Here is an 18,945-nt window from a genome sequence, read left to right as displayed (position 1 = left end):
GGCTGCCGGATCAGGCGCCGGAACCGGCGCCAAGGCCGTCGATGATTGCCTCAAGCTCATCATGCGGGCGGGCGATGACGTGGACGCTGACCACCTCTCCCACTTTGTTGGCCGCCGTGGCCCCGGCATCCGCGGCTGCCTTGACCGCGCCGACCTCACCGCGCACCAGCGTGGTCACAAGACCGCCGCCTGCCTTGGTCTGGCCGACAATGGTAACGCTGGCCGCCTTGACCATCGCATCCGCTGCCTCGATCGCGCCGACAAGCCCGCGCGTTTCAATCATGCCAAGGGCCATCTGCCCTGCCACTGGTTTCGCCATTTTTCATTCCTCCAAGAAAGTAGATATTTGCCGTGCGTCCGGTTAGGCCATGGCCACGGTGTCGACCACCGCAACGATGGCCAGATCGACCGGAGACGTGGATAACCCTGCCGCCATCCGGGCCGCTGATCCGCCGACCACCAGAACCCGGTCGCCAACCCCGGCCCCGCAGGTATCGACCGCGACGCGCGCCGGGGCGATCACCTTGCCCTTGCCATCGACCAGATCCGTCACCAGCAGCTTGGACCCGACCAGTTTCGCATCCTTGGCCGTTGCCGTGACCGTGCCTGTGACCGTGCCCAGATGCATCAGAATGTCCTCAGATAGCGGTCCAGCTCGACCTGAGTGACCTGTTGGTTAAAGAAATCCAGCTCGCGCTCGGCCTGTTGCAGCACCAGTTCCCACAGCATGTCGCCCATGACGTCTTTGAGCCATTCCGACCCGCGCGCCAGTTCGATGGCGGCTGGCAGATCGGTCGGGATCGCATCGCCAATGCCGTCCTCATAAGCGTTGCCCCTGGTCGGTTCACTGGGTGACAACCCCTGTTCGATGCCGTCCAGACCTGCCGCAATCTCGGCCGCCAGCAGTAGATACGGGTTGGCATCGGCCCCGGCGTCGCGCTTTTCGACACGCACGGCACTGTCCGCGCCTTCGATGACCCGGATGCCGACGGTGCGGTTGTCATAACCCCAGCTCGCGTTGATCGGACAGAACGTATAGGGCTGGCGGCGGCGATAGCCGTTTACCGTGCCGCTGCCGCAGATCGCGGTTTCGCACATGCGCTTTTGCAGACCGGCAATAAAGGATTTGCCCACATCGTTGATCTTGCCATTGTCGGCAAACACGTTGCGGCCCTCTTTCCACAGCGAATAGTGCGTGTGGAACCCGCTGCCCGACTGATCAAAGAACGGTTTCGGCATAAAGGTGGCCAGATATCCATTGGCGATGCCCAACTGCCGGATCAGCGATTTGAACAGCACCACGCGGTCCGCCGACTCCAGCGCCTTACCATAGCGGATATTCACCTCGACCTGACCGGCGGCATATTCGGGGTTCGACTGTTCGATAGGGATGCCGCATTCGTTGATTTGCTGGCGGATCGGCCCGACGATATGTTCCATCCGGGCAGCACGGCCCAGACCATAGACCTGAATGCCGCTGTCGCGCGGCTGGCCGGTTTCCGGATCCAGCAGGTAGAACTCAAGCTCGGTGCCGACATTGACTTCGAACCCCATGTCGCGGGCGCGTTCGACCTGACGAATCAGGGCCTGACGCGGGTTGATGGGGACCGGTTTGTGATCCATCCCTTCGGCACGGCCAAAGCAGACGGCCACGCCCGGCTCCCACGGGACGGCGACGGGCTGCGTCATCGGAAAGATGTGCATGTCGGGATAGCCGTTGTCGAAATTGACATAAGGCGTGTCCCAGACATCGCATGTCATGTCGATGGCCATCAGCGCAATCGACAGCGCATTGCCGCTTTTGCAGACGTGATCCCAGTGGCTGGCCGGAATGCGCTTGCCGCGCATGATGCCGTTCAGATCACCCACACCCAGAATGACGGTATGCGTGCCCTCGGGCAGTTCGAACCCCGAACTCATTGCTGCGCTCTCCCTGTAGTTTTGGCTTTATAATTGCTGTATTCTGTATACAGTATTCACAAAGACAATCGTTAAACAAGGAAAATCTGCACCATGTCCAAAAGTTCGGTCATCGTTGTCGGAGGCGGAATCGCCGGCGTCATGACGGCGCTTACATTGCAGCGGCGCGGTCAGACAGTTACCCTGATCGACCGGTGGGAGCCGGGACATTCCCGTGCATCTTCAACGGATTACAACCGTGTCATCCGGGCCATTTCCGGCCGGGACGAGTTCTATACGCGGTGGGCGCGCGAAAGCCGCGTGCGCTGGTTGGAGTTGCAGGCCGAAAGCGGGCAAAACCTGATGTATGAATGCGGCGCGCTGATTCTGGCCACTGGCGGACATTGCGACTGGGAAGACGCCACCGCCGTGACTTTCGACAAGGTTGGGGTGCCTTATTACAAATTCGACCAGCAGGATATCGAATCGCGGTTTCCCCAGTTCCGGGTGCCCGATATCGACTATGCGCTGTTCGAGCCCGAGGCCGGGATGCTGATGGCGCATCGCTGCGTTCTGACCGCGCTGGACCTCTTTCGCCGCGCGGGTGGCACCGTCCGCCGGGGTCGCGTGACCACCGATAGCGCAGAGCGCCCGATGCTGGACGGCAAACCGCTTGAGGCCGATCTGATCGTCATCGCCACCGGCCCGTGGATGGCCGACATGTTCCCGCGCACGATCAAACCGATCTCGACCGTGGTGGGGGTGAATGTGCTGTATACCTCGACCCCGGACGGGTCCGAGGATTTCGACATGAGCCGGATGCCCTGCTGGATCGACCACGGTCAGGGCTCATTTGGCCTGCCCTCATCGGAAGGCTCGGGGGTGAAGGCGGCGGTTGTGATCCCCGACAAGATCGACCTGGACAATGACGAACGCCTGATCCGTCAGGAAACGCTGGGCCGGACGCGCAGCTATATCCGCCACCGTCTGCCGGGGCTGGAGGGACAGCGCGTCGTCGATTCCAAGTTCAACCAGATCATTCTGACACCGGACACGCATTTCATCGTCGACTGGCACCCGGAACATGAAAACGTCCTGTTCGCTGGGGGCTGTTCAGGGCATCTGTTCAAACACGCGCCCGTTTTCGCCGAGTTTGCCGCCGGGGTCGGGCTGAGGGATTTCGGCACCGCCGAACGGTTCACCATCACCAACCGCCGCAAGCTGAGCCCGAAGGAAAGCCCCAGCGGGCGCTAGATGTCGGACAGCGCCTGATACAGCCCTGCATTGGGGCATTTGTCCTGCGGCAGAGGGCTGCCCGACCGGATCGCATCGCGACAGGTCTTGGCCTGTTGGCAATGGCCACAGGTTTCGGCCAGATCCAGTCCAAGTTCGGGGCGGGCATTCAGGTCCGCTTCGGTCAGCCCGAACTGAGCAGCCATGGCCAGAATACGTTTGCGCGCGCCGGGCAAGCCGGATCGCAGCAGGGTCAGATCGGCGCGGTTGAGACCCAGATCCGCAAGCTCTCGATCGCTGAGTTTTGCATCCTTCGGCGCATTCACGATCCGCGTGATCCTGTGAAAGAACTCTGTATAGGCTGTCATTTCCGGTGCCTCCCTGATATATGTATTCAGTATACAGCGTTCGGAGAAACGGCACTTGATCAGGATCAATTGCCCCGGATCAACCCGGCAGGTACTGCCCGCGAAACAGCTGGGCTGCTTGCGCGGCGGCCAGATCATCGGGAACATGCGCGGATTGCAGCGTATCCAGCCCTGCATCGGCCAGATCGGCGGGCAGGAAAATGTCGCGTCCACGGGTGAACAGCGTGGTCAGGTGGTCGGCCCTGTATTCGGGGTGAAACTGAACTGACCGCGCGGCAAAATCATAATCCAGCGCCCCGACCGGGCAGTGACTGGCCGAGGCGGTGATCCGCGCGCCACCGGGCACCTGCGTCACCTGATCCTGATGCCAGACATAGGCTTCCACCGGGTCGCCGTGATACCGAAAGGGCCGCGCGCCGACGATATTGCCGACACTCGCCTTTTCGGCCCGCCCACCAAACACGTCGGCCATGATCTGATGGCCAAAACAGATACCGAAGACCGGTTTTTTGTGGTCCCGGCACCCGGTCAGAAACTGGCGCAAAGGCTGCATCCACGGGGTGTCGTCATAGATACCGAACTCGGACCCGCCAACAATCACCCCATCGAAATCCCGGTACTCGGGCAGCGGCGCGCCGTCGACGACATTGGTGGTGGTAAAGGTGGCCTCGTGCAAATGCGGCTCAAGCCAGGCCTTGATCTGCTGCGCCGTGCGCGGCAACCCGTCCAACAAGGGTGACGGGTGGCCGGTCAGTTCAAGCTGCGCAATCCTCACCAGTCATAGGCCCGGTCGATCCCGGCCATTTTCACACCGGTGAAGGCCGAGGCCTGGAAGCTGAGCGCGCGCAGGTCTTCGGTTTCCAGATTGTGCACCGAGGATTTGCCGCAGGCCTTAGCCAGCGCCGTGATCTCCATCGTCATGGCGGTCAGATAGCGGGCAACGCGTTCGGCCCCGGCATGAGGGTTCATGCGCGCCTCAAGATCCTTGTCCTGTGTTGCGATCCCCACCGGGCAGCGGCCCGTGTGGCAATGGTGGCACGCTCCGGGTGAAGTTCCAAGCGCCTGATAATCCTCAAGATATCTTGGGCTGTTGCACCCCAGCGCAACCATCGCCGCATTGCCGATCATCACCGCATCGGCCCCCAGCGCCAGACATTTGGCCGCGTCCACGCCCGAGCGGATGCCGCCCGCAGCCACCAACGAAACCTTGCCCGTCATGCCGCAATCGTCCAGCGCCTCGCGCGCGGCGCGAATGGCGCTCATGGTGGGGATGCCGGTGTGGTTCAGCAGCAATTCGGGTGACGCCCCGGTGCCACCTTCGGCCCCGTCGACCACCACCACATCCGCGCCTGCCTTGGCCGCAACCGCCACGTCGAACCGTGGCCGTGTCGCGCCCATCTTGATAAAGATCGGAACCTGATAATTGGTGGCGATCCGCAATTCCTCGATCTTGACAGCCAGATCGTCGGCCCCCAGAAAATCAGGGTGGCGGATGGTCGAGCGTTGGTCGACCCCTTCGGGCAGCGTACGCATCTCACTGACGCGCGGGCTGACCTTCATGCCCAGCAGCAACCCGCCGGTGCCCGGTTTGGCCCCCTGCCCCACCACCAGCTCCAACGCATCGGCGCGGCGCAAATGGTCCAGATCGACGCCATACCGGGCCGGAGACATCTGGTACAGCAACCGCTGCGAAGCTTCGCGCTCTTCTTCCAGCATACCGCCTTCGCCGGTGCAGGTCATGGTGCCCGCTTTTGACGCGCCATAGCCCAGCGATGCCTTGGCCGAGGCCGACAGCGCGCCAAAGGACATCGACGCGATATAGATCGGGATTTTCAGCTCCAGCGGTTTTTCCACCAGACCACGCCCGCCGCCCAGAACCGTCGTGGTATCGCAACTTTCGCGATAGCCTTCCAATGGCAGCCGGGTCATGGTGGCCGGAACAAATGTCAGGTCGTCAAAGGTGGGCAGCTGCTTGTTGAACGTGTTGTAACCGCGCACCTGATAGCGGCCCAGCTGCGCCAGCGCGTGCACCTCGGAAATCGCCTCGGGTGTCCAGCGGGTCGACCCGCCTTCGTCGTAGGATGAGGGCACACCGGCGGGCCGCCCGTCAATCGCGCCCGCATCGCGGAACCTGATTTCCTCTTCGGATGCGACGTCGAACGGATATTCATAAGGTTTACTCAGATCATGAGCCATGCGGTTGCATCCCTGCTTTCAAAATACCAAAGGCGCTGGCCCGAGACCATCTTGCGCCAGTTGCGAGAGCTGTCGGCCAGCCCCAGCGGATCGAGGATGGCGTCCACCTCGGCCACTTCTTCGGCGGTGGGTTCGATCACGTCGACATCGACGCCAAGGCTGTCGATCTCACCGGCAACCCAGACCTCGCCTTCCCACAGCGCATCGGCGCAGGATTCGCCCGCACCACCCAGGGCGATGATCCGCCCGGAATGGGCCATGAAGCCGGATTGATAGCCGATCTTGCCTTCGACCACGATATTGCCACCCTTCATCGCCACGCCGACCCTTGGGCCAGCGTCGCCTTTGACATGGATGGTGCCGCCGATCATTGCCGCCCCGCAGGACATGCCCGCATAGCCGCCAACAGTGATATGGCCCTTGGCCATCCCCTCGCCCACGGCCCAGCCGCAATTCCGTTCGATCGAGATGTTGGCGCCGGTGTTCAGGCCGCCGCAGTAATAGCCGACCGAACCTTCAAAGGTGATGTCCACATTGTCCGGCAGGCCCACGCCCAGATTGTGCCGCGACAAGGTGTTGACCACCCGGATCGGCCGCCCCGTCGCGCAGGCGGCCATGATGTCCTGATTGACCTCGCGGATATGGCGGTCGCCGACCTCGATGACGATTTCGTCCAGCTTTGGTGCCACCTTGTTCATGCTGCCAAACTCCGGTTGCCGACGCCCCAGATGCCGGTCAGCGAGGGGCCGTCATAGTTGATGACATCGCATTCCTCGGTCATCACGCGCCGCACCGCCTGTTCCTCGGTCGCGGCGGCCAAATCACCGTTGCGGTTGACCACCACCAGCGGCTTCATCGCAAAGCGGTCCTTGGCAAAGCCGATCCCGTCCGGGGTGGCGATCATGTAGGTAAAGACCCCGTCAATCGAGGTGATGGATTTCTTCAGCGCCTGCTCCATCGTCAGCCCGGCCTTCATCTGGTCGCTGACCCAAACCGCAATCAGCTCGCTGTCGTTTTCGGTCAAAAAGCGATAGCCCATGCGGGTCAGACGGTCACGCCAGGTGAAATAGTCGGTGATCTGCCCGTTATGCACAATCGCCACATCCGAGAACGGCCGTGCCCAGAACGGGTGCGAGGCATTGGGCAGGACCGAGCTTTCGGTGGCCAGCCGCGCATGGCCCAGCCCGTGCGTGCCGATCATGTCGCGCACCCCGTGCTTGTCGGCCACATCCCCGGCCCCACCGATATCCTTGATGATCTCAAGGCTGCGACCGCAGGACTGCACCTCGATCCGGTCCGTCAGCTCATCCGCATCCGCCACCCAGGCCTGCAGGTTCGACGGGTCCGAGATTTCCATCCGAAAGCAGTAATGGCGGTTCTGGTCTGTCACGATCACCGGATCGGACAGGAAATCGCTTTGATGGGCGCGCAGGATGGATTTGAATGTCTCAAGATCCGAATCCATCCGGGTCTTGTCAAATCCCATCCCCCGCAGCACATAACCGGTCTCGCGCGGTGGGCCATAGACGGCAAACCCGGTGCTGTCCGCGCCCCGGTGTTCCTGCGCATCCATCAGGTCAACCAGGTCCGCGCCGACCTTACCGGGGGCCGCCAGTATCCTGCCAGCAATTCCACACATGAAGAGCTCCCTGTTCATTCGCGTCTGTATACTGTATACAGTACACGAGCAATAGCAACCCTATTCACCTTGGCAGCCGCTGCTTTTTTGAATACAGAATTCAAAAGAACTGAAAAAAGAGAGGCCGAGCGTGGCACTGAAACAGATCAAGACACAGCGCAGACGGCTTGCCGATGATGTCTATGACCAATTGGTCGAGGCCATCATGAGTCGTGATATCACCGCCGAGGACCGGTTGGTACAGGAAAAGCTGGCTGCTGAGTTGAACATCAGCCGCACTCCCGTGCGCGAAGCCCTGATGCGTCTTGAGACCGAAGGCGTGCTGGAGGTGGCCGCAAGCGGCGGATTTCGCCTGGCCCATATGGATCAAAACGAAGTGCGCCAGCTATACCAGGCACGCGCCGCGATTGAGGGCCAGGCCGCGCGCATATTGGCTGTTCACGCGGACGAGGCCGTGCTTGACCGGTTGCGCGAATTGATCCGCCGCGAAGAGAATTTGGCCAACCCCACGACCCGCGACTATTTCGTCGCCAACCGCCGCATCCACCGCGCCTTCATGGTCGAAGCCGGAAACAAGTTCCTGATCGACATGTTCGACATGATCTGGGGAAAAGCGATGGCGTTTCATTTGTTTTCAGCAATCGAGAATGTCGGTATCTCCAAGTCTCTTGGCAGCCACCTGACATTGGTTGATGCGATCGCGTCCCGCGATGTGACCGAGGCATTGGAATCGTTCACGCGCCACATACAAGAAGGGTTCGATTTGCAAATCGAAGGGCTGAACAAGATTTCCGACTGACACGAACACACCGGAAGGTTCTCATCCACGGGCGCTCGCGTTCGTTCACCGCCCGTGTTGCGCTGTCTTACACATTGGCAGATTGACCCGGATCTCTAGGCCTTAAGCCCGCCGATTGTTTCGCACATCTATGCAAGCAATCTTACGGTTTGTTGCTGCTGCCCAAGCCCATCAATTGACAGCGTCATCACATCCCCATCGCTGAGAAACACCTGGGGCTTCATGCCAAGCCCGACGCCCGGAGGCGTGCCTGTCGTCACGATATCACCGGGATTGAGCGTCATGAATTGGCTCAGGTAGTGTATCAGGTACTCAACGTCAAAGATCATTTCCCGGGTCGTTCCGGATTGCCGCCGAACGCCATTTACGTCGAGCGTCATGTTCAGGCACCCTACATCCGGCACTTCGTCCCGGGTCACCAGCCAGGGGCCCAGCGGACCAAACGTGTCGTGACTTTTACCTTTTGTCCATTGACCCTCACGCTCGACCTGCCAGTGGCGTTCCGAAACGTCGTTGCAGATGCAATACCCGGCCACATGGGTCAGGGCATCCCCTTTTGAGACACGTTTCGCACGCGTGCCGATCACAAAGGCAAGCTCTACTTCCCAGTCCAGCTTTCCTGCACCAGCGGGCATCTCAACATCGTCGTTGGGCCCCGAGATGGCACTTGTGGCTTTCATAAAGACAATCGGTTCTCGGGGAACGGGATGTCCGCTTTCTTTAGCGTGATCATAATAGTTCAAACCTATCGCGATCAGTTTGCCGACGTTTCCGACGCAGGGCCCGATACGCGGCGCACCATCCACAACAGGCAATGCGGACACATCCAGACCGGCAAGCTTTTCAAGCGCCTCGGGCGTCAAAGCCCTGCCATCGACATCCTCGACAACCTCTGACAGATCCCGGATCGCACCATCTTCGTCAAGAAGACCAGGTTTTTCTGCGCCTTTCGCACCATTTCGCAATAGTTTCATTCTTTTCCTCTCCCGGGGCAAACTGGCCAGAGCCCGTCCGGGACCCTGGCACTGTCCGTGATCTTTTCCATCGCTTGCACTATTGCGTCGTACCGCGTGCCGCGACGGGGTGTTCACAAACCCAATGGTCCCCTCGGACAAACTGAACGCTGTCGACAAGATTTGATACGACACAGGCATGGTTGGGGATGATCGACAGACGCGCGCCCACTTTTGGCGGGGCGTCCGAGAATTCGATATGGCCATGTTCTTCGCTGAGCGCAAAGATATCTGCATCCGGTCGGGCGGCGATCATGCCAAATCCCTCTAGCCCAAAAAGGTCCGAGGACAGTGACTTGCTGCCGGCATCAACAATCGCCCGCGTGCTTGTTGGCCTACTGACAACAGTCGTAAACACAGAAAGAGCACAGTCCGACATCTGAACGCGACCGGCCGCGACAAGCGAACGGTCATTGTAGATATAGCTGCCCGCGCGATATTCGGTAACGTTTGCGTCGATCACAAGCCTGACCATGTCTGGCGAACCACCCGAGGAAAGAACCTGTGGTTTCAGGCCGTGAGCCGCGGCCAGCGTTTTGCAATCTGCTAGAAAGGACTGCGCGGCCTGCCATTGGTTTGGTGCCGGGTAGACCATGAATCCAAGAAACCTCAGCCCCGGCGCTGCGTCGATTTGCTGGGCGAGTGCAAGGGCCTGCTCGGCGGATTGCACACCGCAACGCCTTAGCATCCCATCGATTTCAACGAGGACGGGCAAAGGTGCTTCGGCCCCCGCAAACGCATCGGCGAGCCCCTGTACCACCGTAGCGTTGTCAGCCACTGTTTGAAGGCGAACCCGCTTTGACAGATTTCTGAGGCGTTCGAGCTTTTTCTCACCCAGAATGTTGTAGGATATCAGTATATTGTCGATCCCGGCATCGGCCATGACTTCGGCTTCTGATATTTTCTGGGCGGTAATGCCCTTTGCGCCTGCCTCAAGTTGAGCATGCGCGAGGGCCGGGATCTTATGGGTCTTGATGTGAGGTCGAAAATCGACCCCTGCGCCTGCCGAAAACTCTGCCCCGCGCAGGATGTTGCGCTCGACAATATCAAGATCGACGACCACAGCGGGCGTATCGACGTGATCTTTCCAGCGAATCTGAGTAGCGGGGAATTGGGAAAGCAGCATCTCTACCCCATCTACGCGCTGCTGTTTTTCAGATACCCCAGAATCACATCTTTGATGTGCTCTCTGCGAGACGCGATAGAATCCAGATCGCCAAGCGAGGTATCGAAAACAATACTGAGTGTGTGCAAGTTCGACAGGTAAAAATACCCCAGCCCGACAATGGAAATATAGAGCTCGGTCGAATCCACATCTGACCGGAACAACCCGGATTGCGCCCCTTTCTTCAGCAGCCCATCCAGGCTTTCCCGCAAAGGTTCAAACGACTTTCGAACATTTTCTGATTTCTTCAGATGCTGTGCCTTCATCAGGTTTTCGGCATTGACCAAGGTGATGAATTCAGGGTTCTTGCTGAAGTAATCAAAAGTATGTTCGATAAGGCGCACGACGCCTGCTTCCGGCTCAAAATCTTCCAGATAGAGTTCTTTGTTCTCTTCGCTCAGTTCCTGGTAGAGCTGCTCAAGAACCGATCTGAACAACATGTCTTTCGATTGAAAGTGGTGGTAGATCAGCCCTTTCGAGTATTTTGATTTTGCTGCGATCTTGTCGACGCGGGCACCGTCAAACCCGGCCGTGGCGAATTCTTTGCGAGCGGCCTTCAGAATGAGCTTTGACTTTCTTTCCGGATCCCGCGTTTTCTGTCGCGCAGTTTGTTTTGACATTTCTTACTCGCTCTAGTTCAGTCTTTTGCCGCCGTCAGGGGTAAAAACATGCATGTTTTCGGTATCGATGCTGAGTGTCAACGAGTCTCCGGTTTGGACAAGCAGCCTGTCTTTAGTTTGCAATGTGATGCTCTGTCCGGCCACCGCCAATATCAAGTTTGTCTCGGTTCCCGTTTGCTCTACCAGTTCGACGGTCGCCTTCATTCCGCCAGAGGGCTGTGCGCTTTTTTCAGCGCGCAGGTGTTGGGGGCGAACGCCGACCACAATTGCATCACCACGTTTGATGCCGTCACTTTCCGGAACCGGAACAGCGCACCCCCCCACCCGGATCACTGGCCCCTCGCCTGCAATCTCCACGATACTCTCGAAGAAATTCATCGTAGGTGAACCAATGAAGCCTGCCACAAATTTGGTTTGTGGTCGGTCGAACAGCTCTAGCGGCGTTCCAACCTGCTCGATATGGCCTGCATTCAATACAACAATGCGATCAGCAAGCGTCATCGCCTCGATCTGATCATGCGTGACATAGATTGACGTCGCTCTGAGCGTCTGATGCAGTTGTTTGATTTCCGCCCTCATATGCGTGCGCAATTTGGCATCCAGGTTGGACAGCGGTTCGTCGAACAAAAAGGCTTTTGGATGCCGTACAATCGCACGTCCCATTGCAACACGTTGGCGCTGTCCGCCGGACAAATTCTTCGGCAGGCGATCAAGATAGTCTTCGAGATGCAGTATCCGCGCCGCTTCGTTGACCTCTTTTTCAATTGCGGATTTGGGCTCACCCTTGAGAGAAAGCGAGAAGCCCATATTCTCGGCCACCGACATATGGGGGTAAAGCGCATAGGACTGGAACACCATGGCCAGATCGCGCTTTTGCGGGCTGATCGCGTTCACCCGGGTTCCATCGATATGCAGATCCCCACCGGTGATGTCTTCAAGACCCGCGATCATTCGCAGAAGCGTCGATTTCCCGCACCCCGACGGGCCAACAAGCACCACGAATTCTTCGCTTTCGATCTCCAGGTCGATGCCATGAAGTACCTGCACATTCCCGTAGGATTTGGTGAGGTTTTTGACTGAGATTGATGACATTACTTAACTCCTCCGAGGGACAGACCCCGGATCAGGTAGCTCTGGATTGATGCAAAGACGATGGCGACGGGAACCGTCGCAATCAGTGTCGCTGCCATGATAATGTTCCACTCGGTTTCATAGAGCGTGCCGGTCAGGAAAGCGATCCGGACCGGTGCGGTTTGCAGCGCGCCTTCCCTTAGAATGGTCAAGGACATCGCATATTCGTTCCAGCTGTTTACGAAGGTGAACAACGAAGTCACCGCGATACCCGGCAAACACAGCGGCAGGAACACGCGGCGAAACGAAGCAAAGCGGCTGGCGCCATCCATCCAGGCCGCTTCCTCGATGTCTTTGGGGATCGTGTCGAAATAGCTTTGCAGCATCCAGACCGCAAAGGCCATGTAGAAGGCGCTGTGCGCAAGCACCAAAGCATTGAGGTTGTTAATCATTCCGAGGAAGGCAAACAGGCGGAACAGGCCGACGATCAGAACAATCGGCGAAATCATCTGAGTAAGTAACAGATAGGTGCGAAACGCGCCCTGCCCCGGTATTTTCAAACGCGACAGTGCATAGGCGGCTGGCATGGCTACGATCAGCGAGACCAGCGTGGCTCCGACGCTGATATAGAGAGAGTTCAGGATCGCTCGGCCAAAGCCGCGGTTCACGAAAAGGTCTATGAAATTGCCAAGATAGAGGCTGTCAGGCAACCACGTGACCTCGAATTGAAAGATTTCATCCTTCCGCTTGAGCGCCGTCGACAGCATGGTGGCATAGGGAAAGAGGATGACGATCATCAGCGGCGACAAGCACCCCCAACACACCAAAGTACGTTTGAGTTCGCGCGACATCAGGCAGCACCTTTCTGTCGGGTCATGAAGAGATACAGGATCGAGAACGCAAGCAGCATCAGGAACATCAGCACGGACCCGGCAGCAGCGGTATCCAGTTTTCCAAAGGCAAATGCCTGTTTGTAAACATAGGTCACAAGGATATCGGTGCCATTCGCGGGGCCACCATTTGTCATGATCCAGATGATCGGGAACGAGTTGAAGACATAGATGACATTCAGAACGACGGCGATCTGTAGAAACGGCCGCAGCAGGGGCAAGGTGATCCGCCGCAGGCTTTGCCATTTCGTTGCACCGTCCATGGCCGCCGCTTCATAGAGTGTGACCGGAATCGAAGTCAGGCCCCCCAACAGGATTGTCACGGTAAAGGGTATGGACACCAGAATACCGATCAGGATCTCGATGGTGAACGCACTGCGTGCGCTTGCCAGCCACGGGTGATTGTTGAAGGGCAGCCCCAGCCGCGTCAAAGCCAGATTGAGCGTTCCAAAATCACCATTTACCACAAAGCGCCACACAAGTGCGGTCATCGCAAGGGACACGGCCCAAGGCAGCAGAATGATTGTTCTTGCCACTGCACGGCCCCGGAATTCTTCGTTCAAAATGATCGCGACGGGAATGGAAATCAGAACCGTTCCACCCACAACACAGCATGTCCAAATAAGCGTTTGCCAGCTGATCTGAATGAAGATGGGATCGTTAAACACTTTGATAAAGTTACCGAATCCTTCAAATCCCTTGATCTTTCCGAACCTGTTTACATCCATCACAGACATCCGAATGACTTCGAAAATTGGATAGCCGATGATGGTCAGCGACAGCGCAATGCTCGGAATGATGAACAAAAGCCCGGAGTAGTTTCGATCGGACTTCTTCCTTGGCTTCGCAACCATAGAATTGCCTCTGTTCACAGTGTGAATTCTGGTTTCGCCGTTTCGTCCCCTTCGCACGCCCAGCACCTTGCCAAAGCGAAAATGCCGGGCGCTCTGGGAGGGAGACAGTTATTCGTTCAGCAACTGGTTCATCTTGTCAGCCGCCGAAGCCAGGGCCGTCGCAGGATCCTGCTCTCCCGAATAGGCCTTCGCCAAAGATGCCTTCAGGCTTTCCGCCATTTCTTCCCAGTTGGGAACGAGAGGCGCGAATTTGGCAACAGGCGACATATCCAGGAACACAGCCATGTTCGGATCGTCAGTAAAGTACGGCTCATTCGCCATCGAATTCAGGACCGGTACGAACCCTTCGTTCTTGCCAAAGGCCAGACGGTTTTCATCATTGAAGAAAAACTCCAGAACCTTCATCGCAGAACCTTTTACCTCGGAATCCGCCAGGATCGAGATCGTATCGGTCACCCCATATGTGGCGCGATCCGTGGTCACCGGGATCTCGGCAATGCCGTAGTTCAGGTCAGGCGCCTCGTCTGCCAACTGACCGTTCAGCCAGGGGCCGGACAGCACGATACCCAGCTTGCCCGCGGTAAACAGGTTCTGCAGATCTTCACGGTTCGATCCCAGAACACCTGGCTGGGTTACACCGGCATCTATCAGGTCGATATAGGTTTGAGTCGCTGCAACCGCCGCGTCAGATGCGAACCCGCTGGTGCCGTCTTCGTTCAGAATGTCACCGCCATGGGTCCAGAGCGAGTAGAACCAATACCCCTCGGTATCAAGACCCGAGCCCTGCACGCCAATGCCGTAGACTTCATCGTTCAGCGCCGCGATCTTCTCGGCGGCAGCCAGGGTTTCTTCCCAGGTGGTCGGAACCTCGACGCCCGCTTGCTCCAGAAGGTCCTTGTTGTAAAACATTCCCCTGGCCGAGGCAGCAATCGGCAGGCCCCAGGTTTGGCCGTCCACTTTCTGAAGATCAAGGAAGGTGGGCACAAAGGTTTCGGCAAACCCATCGCTCATCAGATCATCGATTGGGGCCAGCGCGCCATCTTCGGCAAAACCGGCCATCCAGCGCGTTGCCATATGCGATATATCCGGGGCAGTGCCCGCCGAGATATCGGTGATCAGTTGTTGCTGCATTTCCGGCCATGGAAGATGCTCGACCACGACTTCAATCTCATCCTGGCTGGCATTGAATTCTGCGGCCAGCTCTTTGAAGAACGGGCCGGTTTTCGTGCTGTATTCCGCGAAACGGACGCGAACAGTCTCTTGCGCAAATGCGGCAGGAACAGCGGCGAGCGTTGTCGCCATCGCAGCAAGAGCCGCAAGCGCGACACCTGATCTTTTCTTCGCTTTCAAAAGCATAAATGACCTCCTGTTTTTTGCAAAATGCCGACCGAGTTGTCGATTTGCGAGACCAGGGGTAGTGGCAGATAATCATTCTGTCAATACTGACTGACTGGTCAGTACGTATATGTTGACTGACCAGTCGGAACAGTATATTCGTCACTGCGATGGCTTGAAAGGGCACCGTTTTTATCTTCTATCGGCCCTTCGAAACAGCAGGAAGCACAGCAGTTTCATGAATGATATCTTGGTGAAGAACGGCACCGTTTACGCCAATCCCGGCCAGGCACCCCTGCAGGCAGACATCCTGATTCGCGATGGTGCGATCGAGCAGACCGGCGAAAATTTAACCGTCAGGGATATACAAACATTGGATGCCACCGGCCAGATCGTCACCCCTGCGCTGACCGATATTCACACGCATATCTACTGGGGGGCGACGGCGCTGAGCGTCAAACCAGAACAGGTCGCCTTGCGATCAGGGACTGGCACGTTCGTGGATGCGGGCTCTTCCGGCGCGGGGAATATTCTGGGGTTCCAAGAGTTCATCCACCGGCCATCCCCGTTTAATACGTTTGCCTTCCTGAACATCTCTTTCCCCGGGATCTACGGCTTTTCGCCAAAGGTCATGGTCGGAGAAGCAGAGAACCCATCATTGCTGGATGTCGGGGCCTGTGTCGAAGCCGCCCGGGAATTCGCCGGCCTTGTCGTCGGGATCAAAGTACGCGCGGGCCGCCTGGCAGCCGGTGACAACGGCGCACTTGCCCTGGATCTTGGGCTGAAGGCGGCAGAGGCTGCGGGGCTTCCACTGATGTGCCATGTTGATTTTGAACCACCCCATATTATCGACATTCTCAACCGCCTGAGGCCTGGCGATATCCTGACCCATTGCAGCCGCCCCGAGCCCAACGCCCCGGTTCACGAGGGCGCCGTGCGGCAGGCGGCTTGGGCAGCGCGAGAACGCGGCGTTTTGTTCGATATCGGCCACGGCATGGGCGGTTTCAGCTTTGAGACATGCCGACAGATGCTAGCCGAGGACTTTGTCCCGGAACTTATCAGCTCTGATATCCATTGCATGTGCGTGAATGGCCCTGCCTTTGACGTGCTGACCACGATGAACAAACTGTTGGCGCTTGGCGTGTGTTTCGATCAGGCGCTTATGGCGACAACGTCAACGCCCGCCGCCGTCATCGGACACCCCGAATTGGGTCGGATCGCAGTGGGCGATCTGGCCAATATCGCGATCTTCGAACGGGATGGCACGCCCAAATCGCTCAGCGATGCCTCGGGTAAGAGCATCTCTTACTCCGATGGTCTGTCCTGCACGCATCTCATCACACGGGGCGCGGTGATAAGGCAGGAAAGTGTGGATGGCATCGCAAATTAACCGAAAGGACGCATGGCAGTGACACAGCGCAAATTCCAGAATTTCATTGATGGCGCATGGTGCGATGCGCAAAGCGGGGCGGAATTCGACACGACTAACCCCGCCACCGGCGCTGTGATCGGACAGGTCGCCCAGAGCGATCGCGTCGATGCACAAAGCGCAGTCGCCGCCGCGCGCAAGGGACATGAAGCACTGGTTACGATGACAGCATGGGAACGGTCGGCCTTGTGTTTCAAGGTGGCGGAGATCATCACCGGCAGGCGCGACGCCCTCGCCCGCATTCTGGCCGAAGAGCAGGGCAAACCCATGCACGCAGAAGCCTATGGCGAAGTAGACGCCGCTGCGACCGGATTCCGCGAAGCGGGCGAACTGATCAAGTGGATGGAAGGGTCTTACATTCCGGTGGAAACGCCGGGTGTGCGCGCCATCAGCTATCGTCAGGCGCGGGGTGTCTATGCCGTTGTCACCCCCTGGAATTTTCCGATCAACATTCCGGTTGAGTATCTTGCACCCTGCCTGGCCGCAGGCAACGGCGTGGTGTGGGTGCCTGCGCCCACAACTTCGGCCTGCGCGGCAAAGCTCATGGCCTGCCTGGCCGAGGCTGGATTGCCCGATGGTGCGGTCAATCTGGTGCACGGCCCCGGAGACATCGTAGGGGACGAGATCGTGTCCAACCCCGGCACCGACGGGATCGGCTTTACCGGCAGTCCGGTCACCGGAAAAACAATCGCTCAGCGTGGCGCGGGCAAACCGATGTTGCTGGAACTGGGCGGCAACGGCCCGATCATCGTTCTGGATGATGCCGACCTTGATGCCGCTGCTGACGCCGCCGCATTCGGCAGTTTCTTCAATGCGGGTCAGGTCTGCGCTGCAACCGGGCGTATCCTCACAACACGCGTTATCCACGCGGAACTTGCACAGAAGCTGAAGGACCGGGCGCAAAAGATCATTCATGGCGATCCAATGGACCCCTCAACGACAATGGGCCCCCTAAACAACGCAAGCGTTTTGGCAAAGATCAAAGAACATGTCACCGATGCCACCGCCTTGGGTGGCGAAGTGTTGACCGGGGGGCACGTTGGCACATCAGAACAAACGGATCTGTATTACCCCCCGACCGTCATAGATAACATCCCGCCCCAAGCGCTCTTGAACAGAGAAGAAACCTTTGGCCCTGTCGCGCCCATTATCGTCTGCGAAGACGATGACGATCTGATCCGAACGGCAAACGCTGCCAGTCACGGTTTGGCGGCGGCGGTCTATACCAAGGACCTGTCCCGGGCATTCAAATTCGGCGAACGGCTTCAGGCCGGGCTGGTGAATGTCAACAATCCCACCGCCTATTGGGAGCTTCACCTGCCCTTCGGCGGAGCGCCGGGAAAGCAAAGCGGGATAGGACGTCTTGGCGGCAAACATACGCTCCAAGCGGTGACTGAGGCCAAAACGATAACGTTCAACATCCAATAGGCACACGCGCGTTCAAGGAAGCTGCGCGCGCAAGAAGACCAAACGAGAAGGGACAAAGCATGTCTGAGGTTATTGAATTGAGCGGCGCGGGCTATTCCTATCTGAACGGTGTGTTTCAATATTCAGGCGGAGTATCCGCGTTGCCGGGTTATGAAATTGTCCGGATCAGATTTCCCGATCTCGTGCCTTTGACAGAAGGTTTCGCCGCAATCGAAAAGCACCTGACAGATGCGGGGCGCCCGCTGACCGCCTTTTGCGCCTGTGAACTGCGTTCTCCCGCCCCCTTTACCGATGCCGGTTTTGAAGACTTCAACCGCGTTTACTTTGGCACTTTGGATCGCTGGGGCATCACAAGTGGCGATAGCAATCCCATTGCGCGGTCCTGTGTTTGCCCCGAACTGGGCGGACCTGATGAACCCTGTTTTTATGCGTTTTGCTATACTCGGCCTGCCAAACATGGCCAACCAACATTTGTAATCTCTGGCAGCGCGGAATGTCCTGAAGACAACGGAAACTACATCGATCGCGCCATACGACTTGGGGATCAATCCCAAGAGGCAATGCTGGAAAAGGCGAGTTGGGTCCTGGCAGAGATGAAACGCCGTATGGCTGCGTTATCGTTTGATTGGGGACAGGCAACAAACGCGCATCTCTATACTGTTTTTGGCATTCACGCGGAACTGCGCGCAGAGATTGCCGCGCAAGGCGCATCTCCCAACGTGTTCTCATGGCACTATGCCCGCCCACCGCTGGTGTCGCTGGACTACGAAATGGACGTGCGGCGAATTCTGGTCGAAAAGATGCTCGTCTGAGGGTGGTGTGTCCCGAAACTCGGATCGAATTGCCTGCATATTCACGCTCAGCAACCCTATGGTCCCGGCTGACACATGGTCAGAATTCACAGGCCCGACAAATTACGCTGCAAGACCCATGCCCAAGGCGCAAACAATTGACTGTGCGCCGGAAATAGAGACTACTGTGTCGACGTTTGAAAGCACGTAGAATG

The 18,945-nt window shown here is 58.0% G+C and carries 20 protein-coding genes; 5 read left to right on the top strand and 15 right to left on the bottom strand.

The window, feature by feature from the left end:
- Positions 1 to 10 precede the first annotated feature (10 nt).
- From ACR0AG_RS03085 to ACR0AG_RS03075, 3 genes are read right to left on the bottom strand one after another with little or no spacing between them, the layout of a single operon-like run.
- Complete coding sequence (locus tag ACR0AG_RS03085; protein WP_480836328.1) at positions 11 to 319, bottom strand: BMC domain-containing protein; 309 nt, start codon at positions 317 to 319, stop codon at positions 11 to 13.
- 42 nt (positions 320 to 361) lie between these two features.
- Positions 362 to 628, bottom strand: a complete 267-nt coding sequence (locus ACR0AG_RS03080; protein ID WP_480836326.1) for a EutN/CcmL family microcompartment protein — start codon at positions 626 to 628, stop codon at positions 362 to 364.
- Positions 628 to 1,920 carry a glutamine synthetase family protein gene (locus tag ACR0AG_RS03075; RefSeq protein WP_480836324.1) on the bottom strand — a complete coding sequence of 431 codons (1,293 nt, stop codon included), beginning with the start codon at positions 1,918 to 1,920 and terminating at the stop codon, positions 628 to 630. The genes ACR0AG_RS03080 and ACR0AG_RS03075 overlap by 1 nt, the downstream gene beginning before the upstream one ends.
- 93 nt (positions 1,921 to 2,013) lie before the next feature.
- On the opposite strand from ACR0AG_RS03075, the gene ACR0AG_RS03070 reads away from it, so the two are divergent.
- Positions 2,014 to 3,153: an FAD-dependent oxidoreductase gene (locus ACR0AG_RS03070; protein WP_480836323.1), complete on the top strand. Its 1,140-nt coding sequence runs from the start codon at positions 2,014 to 2,016 to the stop codon at positions 3,151 to 3,153.
- Here ACR0AG_RS03070 and ACR0AG_RS03065 read toward each other — a convergent pair.
- The 5 genes from ACR0AG_RS03065 to ACR0AG_RS03045 all read right to left on the bottom strand — a co-directional run bounded on the left by ACR0AG_RS03065 (position 3,150) and on the right by ACR0AG_RS03045 (position 7,335).
- Positions 3,150 to 3,500 carry a DUF1127 domain-containing protein gene (locus ACR0AG_RS03065; RefSeq protein ID WP_480836321.1) on the bottom strand — a complete coding sequence of 117 codons (351 nt, stop codon included), beginning with the start codon at positions 3,498 to 3,500 and terminating at the stop codon, positions 3,150 to 3,152. The two genes, ACR0AG_RS03070 and ACR0AG_RS03065, sit on opposite strands and share 4 nt — an antisense overlap.
- Positions 3,501 to 3,579: 79 nt before the next feature.
- Positions 3,580 to 4,275, bottom strand: coding sequence for a type 1 glutamine amidotransferase (locus tag ACR0AG_RS03060; RefSeq protein WP_480836319.1), 696 nt, complete (start codon positions 4,273 to 4,275; stop codon positions 3,580 to 3,582).
- Positions 4,272 to 5,696 carry an FMN-binding glutamate synthase family protein gene (locus ACR0AG_RS03055; protein WP_480836317.1) on the bottom strand — a complete coding sequence of 475 codons (1,425 nt, stop codon included), beginning with the start codon at positions 5,694 to 5,696 and terminating at the stop codon, positions 4,272 to 4,274. The genes ACR0AG_RS03060 and ACR0AG_RS03055 overlap by 4 nt, the downstream gene beginning before the upstream one ends.
- Complete coding sequence (locus ACR0AG_RS03050) at positions 5,681 to 6,394, bottom strand: GltB/FmdC/FwdC-like GXGXG domain-containing protein (protein WP_480836315.1); 714 nt, start codon at positions 6,392 to 6,394, stop codon at positions 5,681 to 5,683. The genes ACR0AG_RS03055 and ACR0AG_RS03050 overlap by 16 nt, the downstream gene beginning before the upstream one ends.
- Entirely contained in the window at positions 6,391 to 7,335 is a 945-nt protein-coding gene (locus ACR0AG_RS03045) for a class II glutamine amidotransferase domain-containing protein (protein WP_480836312.1), read from the bottom strand. The genes ACR0AG_RS03050 and ACR0AG_RS03045 overlap by 4 nt, the downstream gene beginning before the upstream one ends.
- Positions 7,336 to 7,465: 130 nt before the next feature.
- Here ACR0AG_RS03045 and ACR0AG_RS03040 point away from each other — a divergent pair, with 130 nt between their 5' ends.
- Complete coding sequence (locus ACR0AG_RS03040) at positions 7,466 to 8,134, top strand: GntR family transcriptional regulator (protein WP_480836310.1); 669 nt, start codon at positions 7,466 to 7,468, stop codon at positions 8,132 to 8,134.
- A gap of 128 nt (positions 8,135 to 8,262) precedes the next feature.
- Here ACR0AG_RS03040 and ACR0AG_RS03035 read toward each other — a convergent pair whose 3' ends face one another.
- From ACR0AG_RS03035 to ACR0AG_RS03005, 7 genes are all read right to left on the bottom strand, one after another.
- Positions 8,263 to 9,108 (bottom strand): fumarylacetoacetate hydrolase family protein, encoded by an 846-nt coding sequence (locus tag ACR0AG_RS03035; protein ID WP_480836308.1) that lies wholly within the window; start codon positions 9,106 to 9,108, stop codon positions 8,263 to 8,265.
- 79 nt (positions 9,109 to 9,187) lie between these two features.
- On the bottom strand, positions 9,188 to 10,273 hold the full coding sequence (locus ACR0AG_RS03030; protein WP_480836306.1) for an alanine racemase: 1,086 nt from the start codon (positions 10,271 to 10,273) through the stop codon (positions 9,188 to 9,190).
- Between the two features lie 11 nt (positions 10,274 to 10,284).
- Positions 10,285 to 10,932 carry a TetR/AcrR family transcriptional regulator gene (locus ACR0AG_RS03025; protein WP_480836304.1) on the bottom strand — a complete coding sequence of 216 codons (648 nt, stop codon included), beginning with the start codon at positions 10,930 to 10,932 and terminating at the stop codon, positions 10,285 to 10,287.
- A gap of 12 nt (positions 10,933 to 10,944) precedes the next feature.
- Positions 10,945 to 12,024 (bottom strand): ABC transporter ATP-binding protein, encoded by a 1,080-nt coding sequence (locus ACR0AG_RS03020; RefSeq protein ID WP_480836303.1) that lies wholly within the window; start codon positions 12,022 to 12,024, stop codon positions 10,945 to 10,947.
- Positions 12,024 to 12,854, bottom strand: coding sequence for a carbohydrate ABC transporter permease (locus ACR0AG_RS03015; RefSeq protein WP_480836301.1), 831 nt, complete (start codon positions 12,852 to 12,854; stop codon positions 12,024 to 12,026). Before ACR0AG_RS03015 ends, ACR0AG_RS03020 begins: the two co-directional genes overlap by 1 nt.
- Positions 12,854 to 13,747, bottom strand: a complete 894-nt coding sequence (locus ACR0AG_RS03010) for a carbohydrate ABC transporter permease (RefSeq protein ID WP_480836299.1) — start codon at positions 13,745 to 13,747, stop codon at positions 12,854 to 12,856. Before ACR0AG_RS03010 ends, ACR0AG_RS03015 begins: the two co-directional genes overlap by 1 nt.
- A gap of 108 nt (positions 13,748 to 13,855) precedes the next feature.
- Positions 13,856 to 15,103 (bottom strand): ABC transporter substrate-binding protein, encoded by a 1,248-nt coding sequence (locus ACR0AG_RS03005; protein WP_480836297.1) that lies wholly within the window; start codon positions 15,101 to 15,103, stop codon positions 13,856 to 13,858.
- Between the two features lie 217 nt (positions 15,104 to 15,320).
- Between ACR0AG_RS03005 and ACR0AG_RS03000 the strand changes: the two genes are divergently transcribed.
- Genes ACR0AG_RS03000 through cnbZ form a run of 3 tightly spaced genes read left to right on the top strand, consistent with a single transcriptional unit; the run spans position 15,321 to position 18,751 of the window.
- Positions 15,321 to 16,472 carry an amidohydrolase family protein gene (locus ACR0AG_RS03000; RefSeq protein ID WP_480836295.1) on the top strand — a complete coding sequence of 384 codons (1,152 nt, stop codon included), beginning with the start codon at positions 15,321 to 15,323 and terminating at the stop codon, positions 16,470 to 16,472.
- Between the two features lie 18 nt (positions 16,473 to 16,490).
- A complete protein-coding gene (locus ACR0AG_RS02995) occupies positions 16,491 to 17,939 on the top strand; it encodes an aldehyde dehydrogenase family protein (protein ID WP_480836294.1) in 1,449 nt (482 codons plus the stop codon).
- A 59-nt stretch (positions 17,940 to 17,998) separates the two neighbouring features.
- On the top strand, positions 17,999 to 18,751 hold the full coding sequence (gene cnbZ / locus ACR0AG_RS02990) for a 2-amino-5-chloromuconate deaminase CnbZ (protein ID WP_480836292.1): 753 nt from the start codon (positions 17,999 to 18,001) through the stop codon (positions 18,749 to 18,751).
- Positions 18,752 to 18,945: the final 194 nt, after the last annotated feature.

The sequence above is a fragment of the Ruegeria sp. H6 genome (assembly GCF_056532975.1).
Note: the sequence above shows the minus strand (reverse complement) of the source record. Positions and strands in the feature narration are given on the sequence as shown.

Coding starts and splice junctions, on each gene's coding strand:
- ACR0AG_RS03085 (WP_480836328.1), bottom strand. CDS start 319: ATGGCGAAACCAGTGGCAGGGCAGATGGCCCTTGGCATGATTGAAACG.
- ACR0AG_RS03080 (WP_480836326.1), bottom strand. CDS start 628: ATGCATCTGGGCACGGTCACAGGCACGGTCACGGCAACGGCCAAGGAT.
- ACR0AG_RS03075 (WP_480836324.1), bottom strand. CDS start 1,920: ATGAGTTCGGGGTTCGAACTGCCCGAGGGCACGCATACCGTCATTCTG.
- ACR0AG_RS03070 (WP_480836323.1), top strand. CDS start 2,014: ATGTCCAAAAGTTCGGTCATCGTTGTCGGAGGCGGAATCGCCGGCGTC.
- ACR0AG_RS03065 (WP_480836321.1), bottom strand. CDS start 3,500: ATGACAGCCTATACAGAGTTCTTTCACAGGATCACGCGGATCGTGAAT.
- ACR0AG_RS03055 (WP_480836317.1), bottom strand. CDS start 5,696: ATGGCTCATGATCTGAGTAAACCTTATGAATATCCGTTCGACGTCGCA.
- ACR0AG_RS03050 (WP_480836315.1), bottom strand. CDS start 6,394: ATGAACAAGGTGGCACCAAAGCTGGACGAAATCGTCATCGAGGTCGGC.
- ACR0AG_RS03045 (WP_480836312.1), bottom strand. CDS start 7,335: ATGTGTGGAATTGCTGGCAGGATACTGGCGGCCCCCGGTAAGGTCGGC.
- ACR0AG_RS03035 (WP_480836308.1), bottom strand. CDS start 9,108: ATGAAACTATTGCGAAATGGTGCGAAAGGCGCAGAAAAACCTGGTCTT.
- ACR0AG_RS03030 (WP_480836306.1), bottom strand. CDS start 10,273: ATGCTGCTTTCCCAATTCCCCGCTACTCAGATTCGCTGGAAAGATCAC.
- ACR0AG_RS03025 (WP_480836304.1), bottom strand. CDS start 10,932: ATGTCAAAACAAACTGCGCGACAGAAAACGCGGGATCCGGAAAGAAAG.
- ACR0AG_RS03020 (WP_480836303.1), bottom strand. CDS start 12,024: ATGTCATCAATCTCAGTCAAAAACCTCACCAAATCCTACGGGAATGTG.
- ACR0AG_RS03015 (WP_480836301.1), bottom strand. CDS start 12,854: ATGTCGCGCGAACTCAAACGTACTTTGGTGTGTTGGGGGTGCTTGTCG.
- ACR0AG_RS03010 (WP_480836299.1), bottom strand. CDS start 13,747: ATGGTTGCGAAGCCAAGGAAGAAGTCCGATCGAAACTACTCCGGGCTT.
- ACR0AG_RS03005 (WP_480836297.1), bottom strand. CDS start 15,103: ATGCTTTTGAAAGCGAAGAAAAGATCAGGTGTCGCGCTTGCGGCTCTT.
- ACR0AG_RS03000 (WP_480836295.1), top strand. CDS start 15,321: ATGAATGATATCTTGGTGAAGAACGGCACCGTTTACGCCAATCCCGGC.
- cnbZ (WP_480836292.1), top strand. CDS start 17,999: ATGTCTGAGGTTATTGAATTGAGCGGCGCGGGCTATTCCTATCTGAAC.